16 protein-coding genes are annotated in these 16,066 nt (G+C 70.8%); 5 read left to right on the forward strand and 11 right to left on the reverse strand.

Translation table 11 applies throughout. The annotated features are described in order from the left end of the window. Positions 1-269: 269 nt before the first annotated feature. Positions 270-2,288 carry a hypothetical protein gene (locus EIW28_RS16810; RefSeq protein WP_158630435.1) on the forward strand — a complete coding sequence of 673 codons (2,019 nt, stop codon included), beginning with the start codon at positions 270-272 and terminating at the stop codon, positions 2,286-2,288. Further along, positions 2,285-3,001, forward strand: a complete 717-nt coding sequence (locus tag EIW28_RS16815) for a hypothetical protein (protein ID WP_125248844.1) — start codon at positions 2,285-2,287, stop codon at positions 2,999-3,001. Before EIW28_RS16810 ends, EIW28_RS16815 begins: the two co-directional genes overlap by 4 nt. Positions 3,002-3,039: 38 nt before the next feature. Here the strand turns inward: EIW28_RS16815 and EIW28_RS16820 are convergent, their stop codons facing one another. Then, on the reverse strand, positions 3,040-3,687 hold the full coding sequence (locus EIW28_RS16820) for a GNAT family N-acetyltransferase (protein WP_125248845.1): 648 nt from the start codon (positions 3,685-3,687) through the stop codon (positions 3,040-3,042). Next, on the reverse strand, positions 3,671-5,911 hold the full coding sequence (locus EIW28_RS16825) for a hypothetical protein (RefSeq protein ID WP_125248846.1): 2,241 nt from the start codon (positions 5,909-5,911) through the stop codon (positions 3,671-3,673). The genes EIW28_RS16820 and EIW28_RS16825 overlap by 17 nt, the downstream gene beginning before the upstream one ends. Positions 5,912-6,191: 280 nt before the next feature. On the opposite strand from EIW28_RS16825, the gene EIW28_RS16830 reads away from it, so the two are divergent. Beyond that, positions 6,192-6,560 carry a helix-turn-helix domain-containing protein gene (locus tag EIW28_RS16830; protein WP_125248847.1) on the forward strand — a complete coding sequence of 123 codons (369 nt, stop codon included), beginning with the start codon at positions 6,192-6,194 and terminating at the stop codon, positions 6,558-6,560. Positions 6,561-6,597: 37 nt separating this feature from the next. On the opposite strand, the gene EIW28_RS16835 is transcribed toward EIW28_RS16830, so the two are convergent. The 4 genes from EIW28_RS16835 to EIW28_RS16850 all read right to left on the reverse strand — a co-directional run bounded on the left by EIW28_RS16835 (position 6,598) and on the right by EIW28_RS16850 (position 9,244). Continuing rightward, the gene (locus EIW28_RS16835) at positions 6,598-7,185 is read right to left on the reverse strand and encodes a ClpP family protease (protein WP_125248848.1); all 588 of its coding nucleotides are present in this window, start codon (positions 7,183-7,185) and stop codon (positions 6,598-6,600) included. Further along, positions 7,182-7,811: a ClpP family protease gene (locus tag EIW28_RS16840; protein WP_125248849.1), complete on the reverse strand. Its 630-nt coding sequence runs from the start codon at positions 7,809-7,811 to the stop codon at positions 7,182-7,184. The genes EIW28_RS16835 and EIW28_RS16840 overlap by 4 nt, the downstream gene beginning before the upstream one ends. Before the next feature lie 130 nt (positions 7,812-7,941). After that, the gene (locus EIW28_RS16845) at positions 7,942-8,346 is read right to left on the reverse strand and encodes a hypothetical protein (protein ID WP_125248850.1); all 405 of its coding nucleotides are present in this window, start codon (positions 8,344-8,346) and stop codon (positions 7,942-7,944) included. Positions 8,347-8,572: 226 nt separating this feature from the next. Beyond that, positions 8,573-9,244, reverse strand: coding sequence for a TetR/AcrR family transcriptional regulator (locus tag EIW28_RS16850; RefSeq protein WP_125248851.1), 672 nt, complete (start codon positions 9,242-9,244; stop codon positions 8,573-8,575). An 80-nt stretch (positions 9,245-9,324) separates the two neighbouring features. Here EIW28_RS16850 and EIW28_RS16855 point away from each other — a divergent pair, with 80 nt between their 5' ends. Together EIW28_RS16855 and EIW28_RS16860 are read left to right on the forward strand one after the other, a co-directional pair. Then, positions 9,325-10,287 (forward strand): alpha/beta fold hydrolase, encoded by a 963-nt coding sequence (locus EIW28_RS16855; RefSeq protein WP_125248852.1) that lies wholly within the window; start codon positions 9,325-9,327, stop codon positions 10,285-10,287. Further along, complete coding sequence (locus EIW28_RS16860; RefSeq protein ID WP_125248853.1) at positions 10,284-10,715, forward strand: hypothetical protein; 432 nt, start codon at positions 10,284-10,286, stop codon at positions 10,713-10,715. Before EIW28_RS16855 ends, EIW28_RS16860 begins: the two co-directional genes overlap by 4 nt. Positions 10,716-10,721: 6 nt before the next feature. Here the strand turns inward: EIW28_RS16860 and EIW28_RS16865 are convergent, their stop codons facing one another. The 5 genes from EIW28_RS16865 to EIW28_RS16885 form a co-directional block, all read right to left on the reverse strand. After that, on the reverse strand, positions 10,722-12,044 hold the full coding sequence (locus tag EIW28_RS16865; protein ID WP_125248854.1) for a jacalin-like lectin: 1,323 nt from the start codon (positions 12,042-12,044) through the stop codon (positions 10,722-10,724). A gap of 148 nt (positions 12,045-12,192) precedes the next feature. Continuing rightward, positions 12,193-12,546 carry a DoxX family protein gene (locus EIW28_RS16870; protein WP_125248855.1) on the reverse strand — a complete coding sequence of 118 codons (354 nt, stop codon included), beginning with the start codon at positions 12,544-12,546 and terminating at the stop codon, positions 12,193-12,195. A gap of 21 nt (positions 12,547-12,567) precedes the next feature. Further along, on the reverse strand, positions 12,568-13,233 hold the full coding sequence (locus tag EIW28_RS16875; protein ID WP_125248856.1) for an NAD(P)-dependent oxidoreductase: 666 nt from the start codon (positions 13,231-13,233) through the stop codon (positions 12,568-12,570). A 10-nt stretch (positions 13,234-13,243) separates the two neighbouring features. Next, positions 13,244-14,146, reverse strand: coding sequence for a sigma-70 family RNA polymerase sigma factor (locus EIW28_RS16880; RefSeq protein WP_125248857.1), 903 nt, complete (start codon positions 14,144-14,146; stop codon positions 13,244-13,246). A gap of 112 nt (positions 14,147-14,258) precedes the next feature. Beyond that, positions 14,259-15,920, reverse strand: coding sequence for a DUF2264 domain-containing protein (locus tag EIW28_RS16885; protein ID WP_158630436.1), 1,662 nt, complete (start codon positions 15,918-15,920; stop codon positions 14,259-14,261). Positions 15,921-16,066 lie beyond the last annotated feature (146 nt).

The following is a 16,066-nucleotide window of genomic DNA, read 5'->3' on the forward strand; positions in this document are numbered from 1 at the left end:
AGAATTGCGCGGAGGTCATCCCTGGCATTCACGTCATTGCAAACCGACGGCGCGGTTCACGTCGCCATCGGACGAGCCGAGAAGACCGATTACCGGTCTCTCGAGAAACTCGGCAGGCGATTTGAAGTTGATCATGCCTCCGCTGACGCGGATTCCAGTCCTTCCTCCTAAGATGAGGTGTGGCCCGTCGGAATCCTTCCCCCTCAAGGCGCGCGGCACCTCTGCTGATCCTCTCGTCAGCACTGGCACTCGCTTCACTTCTCACATTGTTGGCGATCGCACAACCGCATCTCAGCGTTGAAGTCTGGCTGAGCCTGAGCGGTCTGCTGATCGCAGTTCTCACATTGTTCCTCACTATTCCCGGGACTCGCCAGGCGCTTTACGCAAACCGTTCGGTGACGGGTGAATTCGACCTTCCCGCTCTTCGGCGAGGAGTTCGCAGGCGGTGGGAGGCGGCGGCTGAACAACGCGGTCTGCAGGACGACACCCTCGGCATCGTCTGGCGGAACACCGATCGTCCCGTCACCCGCGTCGCCGGCAGAACCCTCGACGACCTCGTCGACGTTCCCAACGATGTGACCCATCTGGGCGCGCACTGGCGCGCGCTCGCCGCGCCCAGACAACTGGTGGTCCTCGGTCCTCGTGGGGCGGGCAAGACGTCGACGCTGGTGCTGCTCGCACATGACCTGCTGAGCGAGGGGGAGGACGCGCCGCTTCCGGTCCCCGTCAACCTCAACGGATGGGACCCCCGCAAGACCGGCCTCGACGCATGGGCCGCCGCCCAGCTCATCGAGGAGTTCCCCGACCTCAAACGCCGGACACGCTCGGGAGCGAGTGCCGCTAGGACGTTGTTGGAAGACGGCACGCTCATCCCGTTCTTCGACGGCCTCGACGAGTCTCACGACCACGCGGAAGGCCTGCGGGTCTTCAACGCGACCTGGCGGAAACGCGCCTTCGTGGTGAGCTGCCGAGCGGAGGAGTTCGAGGAGGCCGTCCGACTGCGCCACGAAAGCCTCGCCGCTGCTCCGGTCATCGACCTGCAGCCTGTCACACCTGCGCAAGCGACCTCCTACCTCCCGTCCGGAGGGCAGATCGACGGTGACCGACGCTGGAGTGACGTGATCGGCAGGATCACCTCCAACCCTGACGGCGTCCTCGCCTCCGCCCTGTCCACGCCGCTGATGGTCTATCTCGCGCAGATCGCCTACCAGGTGGAGCCCACCGCTGACGAACTGCTGGAATTCGACTCGGCGACCGCGATCGAGCAGCGCCTGTTCCGTGCGTACCTGCCCGCGCTCTACAGCGGCCGGCACCCCCGGGGCGACACCGAGCAGCGCCACACACCGGCCGAGGCTGATCGATGGCTCGGGTTCCTGGCTGCACAGGCTTCCGCCTCGCAAGGCGTTGCGTGGTGGCGCCTGCCGGCAGCCTGCGGGCCATGGTTCCTCGTCGGGTACATCGCGCTGACGGTTGCGATCGCCTGGATTCTGGTGGGAAGCGCGGCCGGATTCTGGTACGGCGCGATCTTCGCCGCTGGAATCGGTCTGCGCATTCCCGCATACAGCAACCCGGTCATCTCGACCCATGGCCATCGCGCCGGTGACATCACCATCGGCGTCCTGTGCGGAACGCTGTGCGGCACCATCGGATTTCTCGCCGGAGGCCTGGCAAGCGCCCTGTCCATCGGCGTGGCCTCCTCGATCGCGGTCAAGTTCGCGATCGAGGCCTATCAGCGTCATGGAGTGGATGAATACCCTCGGACGCCGATCGAGGTGCTCCGCGAGGACGTCAAGCATTCGCTGCAGCTGGCGCTGTCGGCCGGCGTCTCAGTCTTCGCGGCCGCCATCTTCATGGACGGCCCGCTCGGAGCCCTCGTATTCGGGCTCGTCGGCGCCTTCGCGGGGGGCCAGGCCGGCTACTTCGACACAGGCCCGCTCAGGGGAGCGATCCCCGGCGCCCTGACGTACGGCACCATAGGGGCCGTCTCCGGAGGCATCCGGCTCGATGTCGTCGACGGTGTCCTGCTCGCGCTCGGGACGGTGAGCACGGTCATCGCCCTCAACGTCTGGTACCGCTCGCTTTGGGCAAGGCTCTGGCTCGGGGTCACCGGCCGACTCCCCTACCGTGTGATGCGGTTCCTCGAGAACGCCGCGCAACTCGGCGTGCTCCGAAGAACCGGGGCGGTCTATCGCTTCCGCCACGAGCGGATCCAGACCTACCTGGCATCGAAGTACGCCCCGGACCACCAGGCTCCCCCGGTACTCGGAACGCGGGGGGCCACGCCATGACCCAGGACTGGGACCTCACCATGCGAATGGTGCTGCAGCGTCGCGAAGCCTATCTCAGCGAGCACTACATCGGACTCCACTTCACCGTCGTCAGTCTCGCGCTGGGGACCGCCGGGGTCACCGCGGCGCTCCTACTCGCCGCCGGGACTCTGCCCGCGGACTACGCGGTGCTCTTCGGTTTCCTCTGGGCTACCACCGTTCTTGCAACAATCACGGCCTTCGGGGCCGCCACCGTGGGTTCGGTCCTGCTGCCGTCGCGGCTGCCTTCGATCTCCGACCTGGTGCTACCCCTCCTGATCGCCATCTGCGAGTTCCTGTTGTTCGCGATCCTCGCCCCGCAGGCAGGGAGCGACACCGCTCCTCGCCGCGCTGTCATCACCTGGTACTTCCTCATGGCGGCCTTCTGCGCCCTGGCCGCCGTTGCGATCGCAAGGGTGGGCGTCATCTTCCGATCCGCGCGCTACAGCCCCGACATCAGGGCCCACATGCACTGGTACCGAAGGCAGCTCCGCCTGGACGCGCTTGGTGCCACAACGACGGCGTCGCTCAGCCTCGCGGCCGGGTTTCTCCACCTAGGGGCCTCCCAAGTACCGGCATGGGTCTCCTGCGGCATCACCACGATCATCGCCGCGCTCCTCGTTCTGGCCAGCCTCGGGCACGGAAGGGTGTCGAACTACTGGCAAGCGGCGCTGGACGGTCACCTCGGCAGGTAAACGTCTTCCGAGGGGCCCTGCGCTCTTCAGGTGCCCGATCAAGGAGTCAGCCCCGCGAACAGCTGCCGCGCTTGAGCATCGGTCGGCGCACGGCCTTCAGCCGCCTCGAAGTAGGCCTCCAGGAAGGGAAGCAAGAGGGAAGGGCTGACATTGACGGCGCGCGATTGCGGTTGAAACCCGATGAGCCGCATGTGAGGTCGTCGACCGCATCCGACGCGGACTTCGGGCTGCACATACGGCACGAGGACCGGGGCGGCCCCGTGTCGGGTGTAGAACGCGTCGCGGCGGACTGGGTCCCCGAACCGGGGGTGGGGTCGATAGGCGGTCGGGTCTTCGATCTCGGCGAGGACGGCGTGCGGGTGGTAGCGCCGTTGCCACGTCTCGAGGGCATGTTCGAGGAGTCGCCCTCCGATCCCCGTGCTTCGTCTGTCGGCGGTGACCGCGAGATAAGTCAGCAGGACGATGGGGTGAGGTTCCCAACGACTGCCCACCACCGCGGCCACCGGGACCTGATGGGCGTCCAGGACGGCGAAAACGGTGACGCCGGCGGCGAGACCGGCGGCGAGATCCTTGAACGTCTCCAGCTCCTGCGCGGGGAAGTTCGGTTCCAGGACGTGCCGGTAGACCGCCTCGAGCAGCGGCCCCGAGTCGGTCACTTCGACGATGGGATCAACGTGGGCGTTCATTGCCTTCCGGGTCCTGTTCCTCACTGCTTGGGTTCGACCAGCGGTACACCGCGACGCTACAGGTGATCGCGGCCGTGATGATGACGCCGAGCAGCGCCCATGCCCACTCGTTGGGAAGCGAGGCCGTCTGCAGGACTTGGACCACGCCGGCGAAGCCGGTGGCCGCCATCGCGGCCAAGAGGGCTTCGATAAGGCTGCGGCTCCGTCTGGCGCGGCGTTCGCGCTCCATCTCGACGTGCTCCTGGAACTCGGTCGCAATCGCTTCGATGTGCACTTCGAGGCGATCGTTGAGCAATTGCCCCAGCTTGTCGGCGATATCCTGTTCGGACTGCTCGACGCCGCTCAGCGCGAGCAACTCGGTGAGCGCTTCGGTGTCGGCGGGAGAGGCCATGAAGTTCGGGGAGTGGATGAGCGATTGCACCGCCCGGTATTCAGAGGCGAAGTCGTGCAAGGAGACGAGTTCACGCCGCAGCCGGGCGGCGTGCTTCGTGAGTTTGGCCGCGTCCGCAGAGGTCTGGATGCCGCTGACGAGTTCGGTGACTTCGCGGTGCCGCTGGGCGAGGCGGTCGGACCACACGCTGTAGAGCCCGTCGAGGGTCCCCACGAATTCAGCAACAGTCTCATAGGTGCCGACGCCGAAGGTCGGCATCCCGAAAGGGACGAGAATCGTCGAGTTCGCGGTGCCGACCACGAGGTTGCCGGCTTTGCGGACCGTCGCCAGCACCGTGTCCGACGGGACGGTGAATCGCGCCCAGTCGCCGATGGACTCGATGCCGTTGGGCACCGTGTGCAGTACTGCCTGAGCACCGAACGCCGCGCGGAACTCCTTGCCGGACTTGACGGACCGGCGCTCCTGGCCACGGGGGTTCGCGCCGGTGCGGACACTGGCCTCGTAGACGGTGGCGAGCACGTGGTATCGGCCTGACCGTGATTCGACCCCTTCGCCCAGCACCGACGCGACCGCCGCTTGCAGTTCGGTGGCGAAGTCGTGCAAGCCTGCCCAGTGCCGGTCAGCACCGCCGCAACTGACGAGCATAGTGCCGTGTTCGGGCGCGGCCCGGAACAGAGTGAACATGGCGCTGTGCGGGTCGAGCCCGTACTGATGCGACTCGAGTCGAACGTAATGGTTCCCGAGGACCGACAACCGGACCTCGGCCTTGAGCTCATCCACGACGACGCCGTCGGGGTGGGAGAGGCGGACCGGGGGCAACTGGATCGAAGCGCCTTCGAATCGACGCTTATGGAAGTCCGCGCCCGCCCACACGTCGCACAGCTCGAGCACCCGCCGGATCGCCACCGCCCCGATACCGCCGAGTGCCGGAGGGGAGGTCTGCGCCCGAATCGAGTCGACCGCATCTTCCGCATCGACTCCGTTGCACCCGAATGGGAACAGGTAGACGGTCTTCAAGTGGTCCAGGGTGAGCCACTCACTGTCGGCCGCCTCGTCTATGCGTTCAAGACAGGAGCGGTGTCCTCGCAGTTCGCTCTTCTGGACGTATGTCAACGGAGCATCCTCGGCAGCCGTCAACGCGGCGAACGCGTCGGTCAGGTCGATTCCGGGACCTCCGAGACGTGCTCGCACTCCGAGCAGTACCTGCTCAACCGCCTTGTAGTAGGCGCTGGTGGCATTCCAGATCCGCATCAGGCCGTCGCGAAGAGAGAGGGAGTCCTCGGGGAGTCCCTGCACGCAGTTCCCGAGTTCGGCGGCGCTTGCTTGCGCGAGCTTGACGGCTTCGAGGTGGCGGCTCAGATCACCGCAGCACAAGGCGTCTTCAACCCTGATCTCCTCGACCAGCATCCGCATGAGCGCAACGACGGCTTCACCTGCGGCACGCTCATCGGCGTCCGGCACGAGGGGCCGCAGTTCCTCCCATTGGCGTTCGAACTCCTCGAGGCCACCGATCATCCGAGTGAACTCGTACGACAGTTTCCACGCTCGGTGCGCGACTCCCCAGACGAACATTCCCAGCATCGCCGGACCGAGTGGGAGCCGCGCAGCGGCTTGCAAAGAATTGCGAAAGAGGATCTCGCGCTCCCGCACCTGCTCGACAGCCGGCGGTATCGCCATTCCGTGTCCGGGAGCATTCCATTGAAACTGCTCCCAAACTAGCTCAACCGATATTCCTGACGTACGTAATAGATCACCCAGAAGGTCGTGATCGAGGGTTTCAGTCAAGGTCTTGATCGCCCTGTTCGCAACATCGGTTTCGTATTCAGATTCCATGCCTGGAGTATCGCACCGACGGCGGTATCCCGCACGCCCGAGCACGCGACGTCGATCCGCTTCAGTCGACGTCGAGCATTGGCGAGGTCGAACTTGAAAACTGACCGCGGGGGCTATTAGGAAATCCTGCCCAGGAAGCGCGGGATCGAGATGGTTTGTTCCTGACCCCGGAGGCTTCGTCGCTTCCTTCGTCAGTTCGTCGGTCAACAGGGAACGCCCGGGGATTCCGCCGTGGGCGTAACGGGTGGAATCCTCCGGGCGCGTCGGCTTACCGTGGGGCATGGCTGAGACTTCCCCGAACCCGGTCGCCGCACCGGAGCAGACCCGACGGCGCACGGCCCCGAGCGAGCCCCTGTGGCGCGACGTCCTCGGCGAGCAGCTGCGCTCGGCCCGCCGCGAGCGCGGCGAGACCCTGAGCGAGACCGCCGACCGCGCCGGGATCTCCCCGCAGTACCTCTCCGAGATCGAGCGCGGCGTGAAGGAGCCCTCGAGCGAGATGATCGCCGCGGTCGCCGGGGCCCTGGACACGACGCTCGGCGACCTGGTGCTCCAGGTCGCCGAGCGGATCCTCCTCGACCGCAGCGCGATCGACCGCGCCGGCGCCCCGTCCGGCCCGGTGTGCCGGGCGGCGTACGCGCTGGCGGCCTAGACCGCGGGGCGGTGCGGGCCCAGCCCGCACCGCCCCGCTACTTCGCTTCGAGGATGTTGTCGATGAGGCCGTAGGTCTTCGCGGCCTCGGCGGTGAAGACGCGGTCCCGGTCGGTGTCGACGCGCAGCTGCTCGGCGGCCTGGCCGGTGTGGCGGGCGAGGATCTGCTCCATGCTGTCGCGCACGCGCACGAGCTCGTCGGCCTGGATGATGAGGTCCGGGATCGGGCCGCGGCCCTGGCCGGCGGGCTGGTCGAGGACGATCCGGGCGTGCGGCAGGGCCGAGCGCATCCCCTCGGTCCCGGCGGCGAGCAGGACGGCGCCGACGCCGACGGCCTGGCCGACGCAGAGCGTGGCGACCTTCGGGCGGATGTACCGCAGCGTGTCGTAGACGGCGAGCATCGCGCTCGGGTCGCCGCCTTCGCAGTTGATGTAGAAGTTGACGTCCTTGTCGGGGTTGGCCTCCTCGAGGTGGAGGAGCTGGGCGACGAGCGCGTTCGCCACGCCCGCGTCGATCGCGGTGCCGAGGTAGATGATCCGGCCCGAGAGCAGGTGCGAGTAGACGTCCATGACGCGCTCGCCGCGTCCCTGGTCGACGATGACGTTCGGGATCATGTAGCTGCTCACCGTTCTCCTCCTTGCGCGGCGACCCGCAGGCCGATGCCGGGGCGCTCCTTCGGGGCGATCTCGTCGAACGAGGTGACGACGGCGTCGACGAAGCCGAATTCGCGCGCCTCCTCGGCGGTGTACCAGCGGTCGCGCAGCGAGTCCTCGAAGACCCGCTCGATCGGCTGGCCGGTGTCCTCGGCGATGAGCCGCAGCACGGTGTCCCTGGTGTAGCGCAGGTCGTTGGCCTGGAGTTCGATGTCGACGGCCGCGCCGCCGATCCCGGCCGAGCCCTGGTGCATGAGGACGCGCGCGTGCGGCAGCACCCGCCGCTTGCCCGGCGTGCCGGCCGAGAGCAGGAACTGTCCTGCGCTGCAAGCGATTCCGAGTCCGAGGGTGGCGACGTCGCACGGCACCAGCCGCATCGTGTCGCGGATGGCGAGCATCGCGGGGACCGAGCCTCCCGGGGAGTGGATCCACAGCGAGATGTCGCTCGCGGGGTCGTCGATGGCCAGGGACAGCATCTGGGTCGCCAGGAGGGTGCCGTTGTCGTCGTCGAGCACGCCGTCGAGGACGAGCACCCGCTGCTGGTACAGCTCGCGCCGCACGCGTTCGGAGAACTGCTGCGGCCTGTTGTCTTCGCTCATGTCTCCACGGTGCGCGCCGGGCCCGGTCCGGCGCAATCGGATCCGCCGTGAGCGGATCTGCTGTGGGCAGCGCGGCGGCCGCGGAGGCCGGTCGGGCCTCCGCGGCGCGGCGGGCTCGTCATCGCGGCGGTCAGACCGCGAGCGCCTCGGTGATCTTGCGGGACATCTCGGCCATGGTCGGGCTCGGCCCGCCGCGGTGCGCGCGGTTGGCGGTCTCGACGGCGAGGCCGACGACCCGGCGGAAGTTCTCGGCCTCGGCCTCGTCCTGCGCCCGCAGGACGCGCACTGCCTCGGCGAGCGCGGGGAGGACCTGGTCGGCGACGGCGGCCGCTGACTTGCCCTTGAGTTTGAAGTCGTGCTGCTTCGAGGCGAGCACGTGCCCGACCGCGCCGGTGGCGGAGGCGTAGGACAGCGAGCCCTCGGTGGCGACCCGGTGGGCCGAGCCGGCGAGGCCGGCGAAGGACAGGAGGTGGATCGCGCCGTAGGCGGCGGTGCGGATGACGGTGCGGTGCTCGGCGGTCAGGTTGACGCTCATGGTGGTTGCTCCTCGTGTGGTTCAGCGGGCGTTTCCCGTTGATGGAGCAAGTGTCGGGGGCGGCGCTGACGGGGCGCTGACACACGGCTGACGCCTTGGGCGGGCCGCGGCGGCCGCTGTCAGCGCGGCAGGACGTGCCCCTGGGCGGCGTCATGCGGGGCGTGCCGGTGCGTCCCGTGGGCAGCGGGCCGGCCGGCCGTCCACCAGCGGCGGGTCGGCTCGCGCCTCAGGCGAGCAGCCCGGACACGATCCTGCCGAGGGCGTCCGCGCGCCGGTCCGGGGCCGCGGTCCCGTCGGCGGCGGCGAGGTCGCCGAGCAGCGCGGTGATGCGCGGCCGCTCGCCGGTCGCGGCGACGTGGCCGAGGTAGGCGGCGGCCTGTCCGGGCCGGGCGGCGCCGGCGTGCTCGTTGAGGGCGAAGGTCGCGACCACGGCGTTGAGCAGGGCGAAGACCTCGAGTTTGGCCCGTCCGTCGGCGGGGTGGTCGGCGAGCACTTCCAGGACGTGGTCGAGGACGCGGACCGCGTTGGGCCCCATGGAGGGGCGCGTGAGGACCAGTTCGGGCAGCCACCGGTGGCGGGCCATCACCGCGTGCAGGGCCTCCCCCACCGCGACGAGGTCGGCGACCGGATCGCCGGTGGCGTCGCCGAGCCGGACGTCGGCGGCGGCCGCGTCGACCATGAGGTCGAGGAGGTCGTCGCGGCCGCCGACGTAGCGGTAGAGGGAGGCGCCGCCGGTGCCCAGCTCGGCGGCGACGTTGCGCATCGACACCGCGTCGAGGCCGCCGCGGTCGGCGACCGCCAGCGCCGCCGCGGTGATCTCGGGGCGGCTGCGCACCGCGGGCCGGCCGGTGGCGGCGCGCTCGGGCCGCAGCCAGATCGGTTCGTCGTAGTCGGCCATGTCACTCCCCACTCGTTTGCGAACACTGTACCCGAAGGCTAGACTTCGGGAACACCGTTCGCGAACTCTGAGGAGGAGCCATGGAACGACCGCACGCGCCCGCCCCGACCGGCTACGCGGCCAACGGCGCGGTGCGCCTCGCCTACGAGGACCACGGCGGCGCCGGCGGGGAGCCGCTCCTGCTGGTGATGGGCTCGGCCGTCACCAGGTTCTGGTGGCCGCCGGGGTTCATCGCCGAACTCGTGGGGCGCGGCTTCCACGTCGTCTCGTTCGACAACCGCGACTCGGGCCAGTCGACGCACTTCCCAGCCGCGCCCGCGAAGCCGGTGACCGCCCTGTTCCGCAAAAAGGTGCCCGCCTACACCGGCGAGGACGTGGCCGACGACGCCGCCGCGGTCCTCGACGCGGTCGGCTGGGACTCGGCCCACCTGTTCGGGCACTCCAACGGCGGCCTACGGGCGCAGCGCATCGCACTGCGCCATCCGCACCGGGTGCGGAGCCTCGCCACCTCGGCGGCGGTGTCCTCCGACGCGGGACGGCTGCGGCTGCTGCGCTGCATCCACTTCGGCACCGTGGCGAGGATGGCCCGCCTGCGCTTCCCCGACACCCCCGAGGGCGACCTCGCCCTGGGCCTGGCGGTCTCCCGCGCGCTCGCGTCCCCCGGCTACCCGTTCGACGAGGAGGAGGCCCTGGAGCGGATCAGGAGGGACGGGTACAGCCCGGTCCGCGACCCGAACACGATGGGACGCCAGCTCGGCGCCCACTGGTCGGGCCCGGCACTCGGCACCCTCGACCTGCCGGCGGTGGTCTTCCACGGCGAGGACGACCAGCTCCTGCGGGTCGAGGCGGCCCGCGACCTCGCCGCCGCGATCCCCGGCGCCCGCCTGGTGGTCGTGCCCGGGCTCGGCCACGACCTCCCGCGGGGCGTCTGGCCCCGGTTCGCGGCGGAGATCCGGGCGAACGCGGACGCCGCCGCTGAATCCGGGCGCCGGGCGTCGTCTCCATTAGCGAACGTGCACCGGAGCGAAGGGACACCACCATGAGGAACGAGCAGCTGCGGCTCCTGGAGGGGCTCCTGGGCTCATGGCGGCTGACGCTGTCGGACGCCTGGTTCCTGGAGCCGCCCGGGACCGAGGTCCACGGTTCGGCCACCGTCGAGTGGCTCGGCGACGCGTTCCTGGTGATGCGGTGCGACCTCGACGGGGACCTGACGATGGTGTTCGGGCGCAGCGACGCGAACGACGCGTTCACGGCCCTCTACCAGGACGACCGGGGCGTGTGCCGGGTGTTCGCGGTGACCGTCGACGGGTCGCATGTGGAGTTCATCCGGAAGGACCCGGACTTCCACCAGCGCTTCATCGCCGAGATCGGGCCGGACCGGATCCTCGGACGCTGGGAGGCGTCCGAGGACCGGGGTGCGACGTGGCGCAAGGACTTCGACCTCACCTACGACCGCGTCGCGGAGGGCTGACCGGGGTCAGCGGCGGGTGTAGACGACGCCGATCTTGTCGACCTCGGCGCCGGCGCGGCCGTGGAAGCCGGCGATCTGCCAGCCGGCGGGCGCGGTGTAGGTGGTGCAGTCGCCGGTGGCGGTGCCGCCGGCGAGGGTGCGGCCGATGCTGGTGGTGAAGCGGGCGAAGAAGATCCGCGTGTGGCCGTCGCGCTGGCCGCGGCACAGGTGGAGCGACACCGGGTACTCGCCCGCGCCGAGCGCGAGGGCCGCGGGGGTGCCGCCGCTGCCGCCGTGGTCGAGGACGGTGCCGTCGGCGAGGGTCAGGCCGATGAGGTCGACGCGGGCGCCGGAGCGCAGGCGCAGGACGGCGGGGTCGTCGCCGGCGTCGAGGTCGTCGACGTCGGTGAAGAAGGCGCCGTGGGAGCCGCCGAACTGGTCGCTGAGGGTGAAGTCGCCGCCGGTGGTCCAGGCGAAGTCGACCGCGATCGGGTAGTGGTCGGAGAGGTTCTCGCCGTTCGCGTCGCGGAAGGCGGCGTGGTCGTTGCGGTACTGGCCGGCGTCGAGGCGGACGTGGTCGCCGGAGCGGTAGAGGACCTTGTCGACGACCTCGCAGGAGGCGTTCACGGTGGCGTCGTCGCAGACGAGGGCGGGGTCGCCCTCGTCGGGGGCGTCGCCGCCGCGCACGAGTTCGACCCAGGCGTCGGTGAGGCCGTTGGCGGCGGCGAACTCGGCGATGCCGTCGCCGCGGGTGTAGCGGGTGTTGGTGTCGCCGTAGACGATGACGGCGTTCCCGGCGGAGTGGGCGGCCATGAACGCGGTGACCTGGGCGAGGTTGGCCTCGCGGGCGGCGATGTCGGCGCCGTCGCTGCCGGCGTCGGTGTGGAGGTTGTAGAGGTCGACCCAGACGCCCTCGGCGAGGCGGGCGCGCATGAACGTGAAGCCCTTGGGGGTCAGGCAGTCCCCGGAGCCGGAGGCGCACTGATCCCAGGTGACCCGCTCGAAGTCCTCGAACGGCAGGTCGGAGAGGGTGTTGAGGCCGTCGCCGAAGGGCACGCCGCCGCTGGTGGGGGTGCGGTGCGGGTGGTCGTCGGCGGCGTAGAGGGCCGCGTGGTAGTTGAAGTCCTCCTGGACGTGCACGATGTCGTACGCGCCGAGGCGGGAGCCGATGATCGGCGTGTTCGTCTCGGGGTCGCCGTCGCCGAGGCCCAGCGGGAGGCCGGCGATGTTGTAGGAGAGGACGGACAGGTCGCCGCTCGTCGCGGCGGCCTCCTGGGCCGCGGCGGGCGGCGCGGGGAGGGCGACGGCGGCGAGCGCGGCGAGCGCGGCCAGGCGGGTCGGGATGCGCATGGGACTCCAGTCGCGGTGCGGCCGAGGGGGACTCGGCTCGGATGACAGCCCTGCCAGATTGCCCGGAATACGCGAAATGTTCAAGACGGCGGGGGGAACGCGCGGTGAAGCCGCGGCGCAGGCGCGCCGCGGCTGGACCGGCGCCGGTTCAGAGGGCGAGGTCGAGGGCGAGGGTGGTGACGGCGAGGCCGAGGAACGCGAAGGTCCCGACGGTCTCCTTCGGCCAGAAGTTCGCGAGGACGTGGGTGTGGACGGCGCAGGTCCAGAACAGGACCAGGCCGGCCGCGGCGGCGGTGCCGAGCGGCGGGTAGGCGAGACCGGCGAGCAGGCCGAGGCCGCCGAGGACCTTGAGGACGCCGATGGGGAAGACGAGCATCGAGTGCGGGACGTGCGCGCCGTCCATGAGCGGCAGGATGACCTTGAGGCGGGCCATGGCGCCGATGCCGGAGCCGAGGTTGGCGAGGCCGCCGGCGAGGACGAGGACGAGGTACAGGGTGGACATGGGTTGCTCCCTTGAGTCGGTTCAGTAGGCGACGGTGACGTGGGTGCCCGCGGTGCGCCGGTCGGCTGCGGCGCGGAGCATGTAGTGGGCGGCGTCCGCCCGGGAGAGGCGGAACGCGCGCGGCAGGCTGGTGCCGTGGGCGACCTGGTAGGTCCCGGTGAGCGGGCCGTCGGTGAGGCGCGGCAGGCGCACGGCGGTCCAGTCGAGGCCGCTGGCGGCGAGGAGCTCCTCGGCGGCGGCGACGTCGCTCATGTGGGCGCCGATGACGGCCCGCACCAGCGGAAGGGTGAACAGCGTCATGGCGAGGCCGGCGCCGGGTTCGCGGCGCAGCGGCCGCGGCCGGTTCGGGCTGGGGACGGTGGAGAGGCCGATGCCGCTGACGGCGACGATCCGCCGGGTCCCGGTGTCCCGCATGGCGTCCGCGATCGCGGCGGTGGCGCGGGAGACGATGCCGGTCTCGTCCTTGCGGCGGGGGCCGACGCAGGAGAGGACGGCGTCGGCGCCGGCCAGGGCCGCGCGGAGCGCGTGCGGATCGGGGTCGGCGAGGTCGACTGCGGCGGCCGGGATCTCGGGGTCGAGGCGGGCGAGGTCGCGGACGACGGCGGTGACGTGGTGGTCCGCGGCGAGGGCCTGAGCGGTGACGGCGCGGCCGATCCCGCCCGTCGCCCCGATGACGACGAGTCTCATTGGACGTTCCTTATCGCAGCTGGGTGAGTTTCTCGGGGTTGGTGACGGCGTAGACGCCGGTGACGGCCCCGTCCTCGGGGCGCAGGTCGAGCATGAGGACGCCGACGACGCGGCCGTCGCGCTCCATGAGCGCCGACGGGGAGCCGTTGACGGGCCGGAACCCGATCGCGAGCCCCGCGGAGCGGCGGAAGGCGCGCCCTGCCAGGAACGCGGCGATGCGGTCGGGGCCGTGCATGGGCCGGGGCCCGGCGGCGGGGGCGAGGCCGCCGCCGTCGCAGGTGAGCGCCACCTCGGGGGCCATCAGGCCGATGAGGGCCTCGAGGTCGCCGCCGGTGACGGCGGCCATGAACCGCTCGGTGACCTGCCGGTGCACGGCCGGGTCGACCCGGTACTTCGGGCGGCGGGCACGCACGTGGGCGCGGGCGCGGCGCGCGGTCTGGCGCACGGCGGCCGGGGTGCGGCCGAGCATCTCGGCGGTCTCGGCCAGGGTGTAGCCGAAGACGTCGGCGAGCACGAACACGGCGCGCTCGGCGGGCGTCAAGGACTCCAGGACCACCATGAGCGCCAACGAGACCGACTCGGCGCGCAGCGCGCGCTCGGCCCCGTCGGGCGCGGCCGGTCCCGGCGCGGTCGCCAGGGGCTCGGGCAGCCAGGGCCCGACATAGGTTTCCCGGCGGCGCCGGATCGCGCCCTGCCGGGCGATGGCGGCGTTGATCGCGACGCGCACCAGGTAGGCGCGCGGGTGCGCGATCGGCGCGCCGTGCGTGCGGGCCTCCCAGGAGAGCCAGGTCTCCTGGAGGACGTCCTCGGTGTCGGCGACGGTGCCGAGCATCGAGTAGACGATGCCGAAGAGCAGCTCGCGGTGCTCGGTGAACACCGCGGTGGCCGCTCCCGCATCGGCGTCGGGTTCCATGGTCGCCTCCTCGATCGGGGGTTGTCGCCGATCTGAGAGCAGCAGACGGGCCCCGGATGTGACATCCGGGGCCCGTTCATGACCGAGGACACAGCCCCGCGAGGGGCGCGGCCTACTCGGTGCCGACGTAGACGAGCGACTTCAGGACGTACTTCCCGGGTTCGAGGACGCCCCTGAGCACCGGCAGGACCGTCGCCGGCCAGTACAGGTGGGTGCCGGGCATCGGCTCGATGACGTCGGCCTCGCGGCCGGTCCCCGAGTCGATGATCTCCGAGCGGATGCCCTGGCTGGTGACGGCGGCCTTCGCCTCCCCGACCTGCGGGACGTGCCCGGGCTTGGGCACGCACCAGCCGCCTTCACCGGTGTGGAGGAGCCGGCCGGTGTCGATCACGTGCACGCGCGCGTGCCAGCCGTCCACGGCCGCTTCGAGGGAGGTCGTGATCGTCACGTCGTCCCACGGCTGCCAGTTGACGGTGAGCACGCCGTTCTCGTCGATGGCCCCCTCGTCGGAGTCCTCGCGGCCGCGCCAGTGCCGTCCGTCCTCCGAGAGCATGAGCGCCCCGTCCGGGGCGGCGGCCTCCAGGCCCTGCCCGACCGCGGCGTGCGAGAACCCGGCGAGCGTCGAGTACGCGAACTTCCCGTACGCGGCCTGCCCGTTGCGCGCCCACGGCTGCCACGCCTGCCCGTTCAGGCGGGTCACGTGCCCGGAGCGGTCGCGCACGTGCACGGCCCGGGCCGCCTTGTGCGCCTCCACGACCGGCCCCGGCACCACTTCCTCGGCGGTCCAGAAGGGATGGTCGGGCGCGGCGGCGAGGCCGAGGAAGACCTTCGTCGCCCACCACGGGGACCCGGCGGTCACGTACTGCTCCACGACCGCGTCGTTCGGGTACGAGTAGCCGACCGTCAGGCGCCCTTCGGTGTCGAGCATCGGCCGGCGCCACCACCAGTCCAGGTGGCGGCGCGCGAACCCGCCGGCCTCGCCCCACGGCACGGCCTCGACGTCCGCGGCGGCCAGCGCGCCCCACAGCGCCCCTTGCGCGAAGCGGTAGCCCATGCTGCGCCCGTAGGGGACGGCGGCGCCGTCGGCGGCGAACCAGGAGCGGAAGCGGCGGGCGAACGCGGCGGCGTTCTCCACGTACCGGTCGTCGCCGGTGAGCTTGAAGTGCAGGAGCGCGTACGTGTGGAACGCGAACGGGTTGTAGTAGTCGACGCGCCCGCCGGGGCCGTCCTCGAAGACGGCGTCGCCGAGCCGGAACTCCCCCATGCGCTCCAGGTGCGCCTCGGCGACGGCCGGGTCGGTCTTCACGCCGACGCGCTTGAGGCCGTGGCCGGCGAACACCGGGAAGTAGTGCCAGTTCATGTCGGCCACGCCGGTGAGGTAGGCGTCGGAGAGCCAGGCGGCGACCTTGTCCCTCGCCTTGGCGTCCAAGGGCTCCCAGAGCTTCTCGGGGGCGGTGGCGAGGCCCCAGCCGACGGAGGCGGCCTCGACGCAGCGCTGGCTGGTGTGGGTGACGTCGCCGACGTACCAGTCGTCCTCGGGGTCGAGGGCGCGGGCGAGGGTGGCGGCGAGGGGCTCCCAGACGGCGTCGGGGACGTGGTCCTTGGCGGCGGTGAGCCCCCACAGTGGACGGGTGAGGAGCTCGAACCAGTTCTCCCGGTGCGAGTGGTTCGACATGGTGACCGGCATGGCCCCCGGGCCCCGCGCGGCCAGCTCCACCGCCGGGCGCGCGACCGCGAGCGCGGCGGCGCCCCATCCTGCATGGCTCTGGTCCAACGGTCCGAACAAACGCTGCGGAGAAGTCACGCTGGCAGACGCTATCAACGCGGGGCGGCTCCTGCAACCCCGGCGGGGGTCGGCCATGGGTTATTCACGGGTCGAATCGTGTGAATCCGGGGTGGCTCAGCGTCACCGCCGCCCCG

Source organism: Glycomyces terrestris (assembly GCF_003933745.1).
In the GTDB taxonomy this organism is placed as follows: Bacteria; Actinomycetota; Actinomycetes; order Mycobacteriales; family Micromonosporaceae; genus Glycomyces; species Glycomyces terrestris.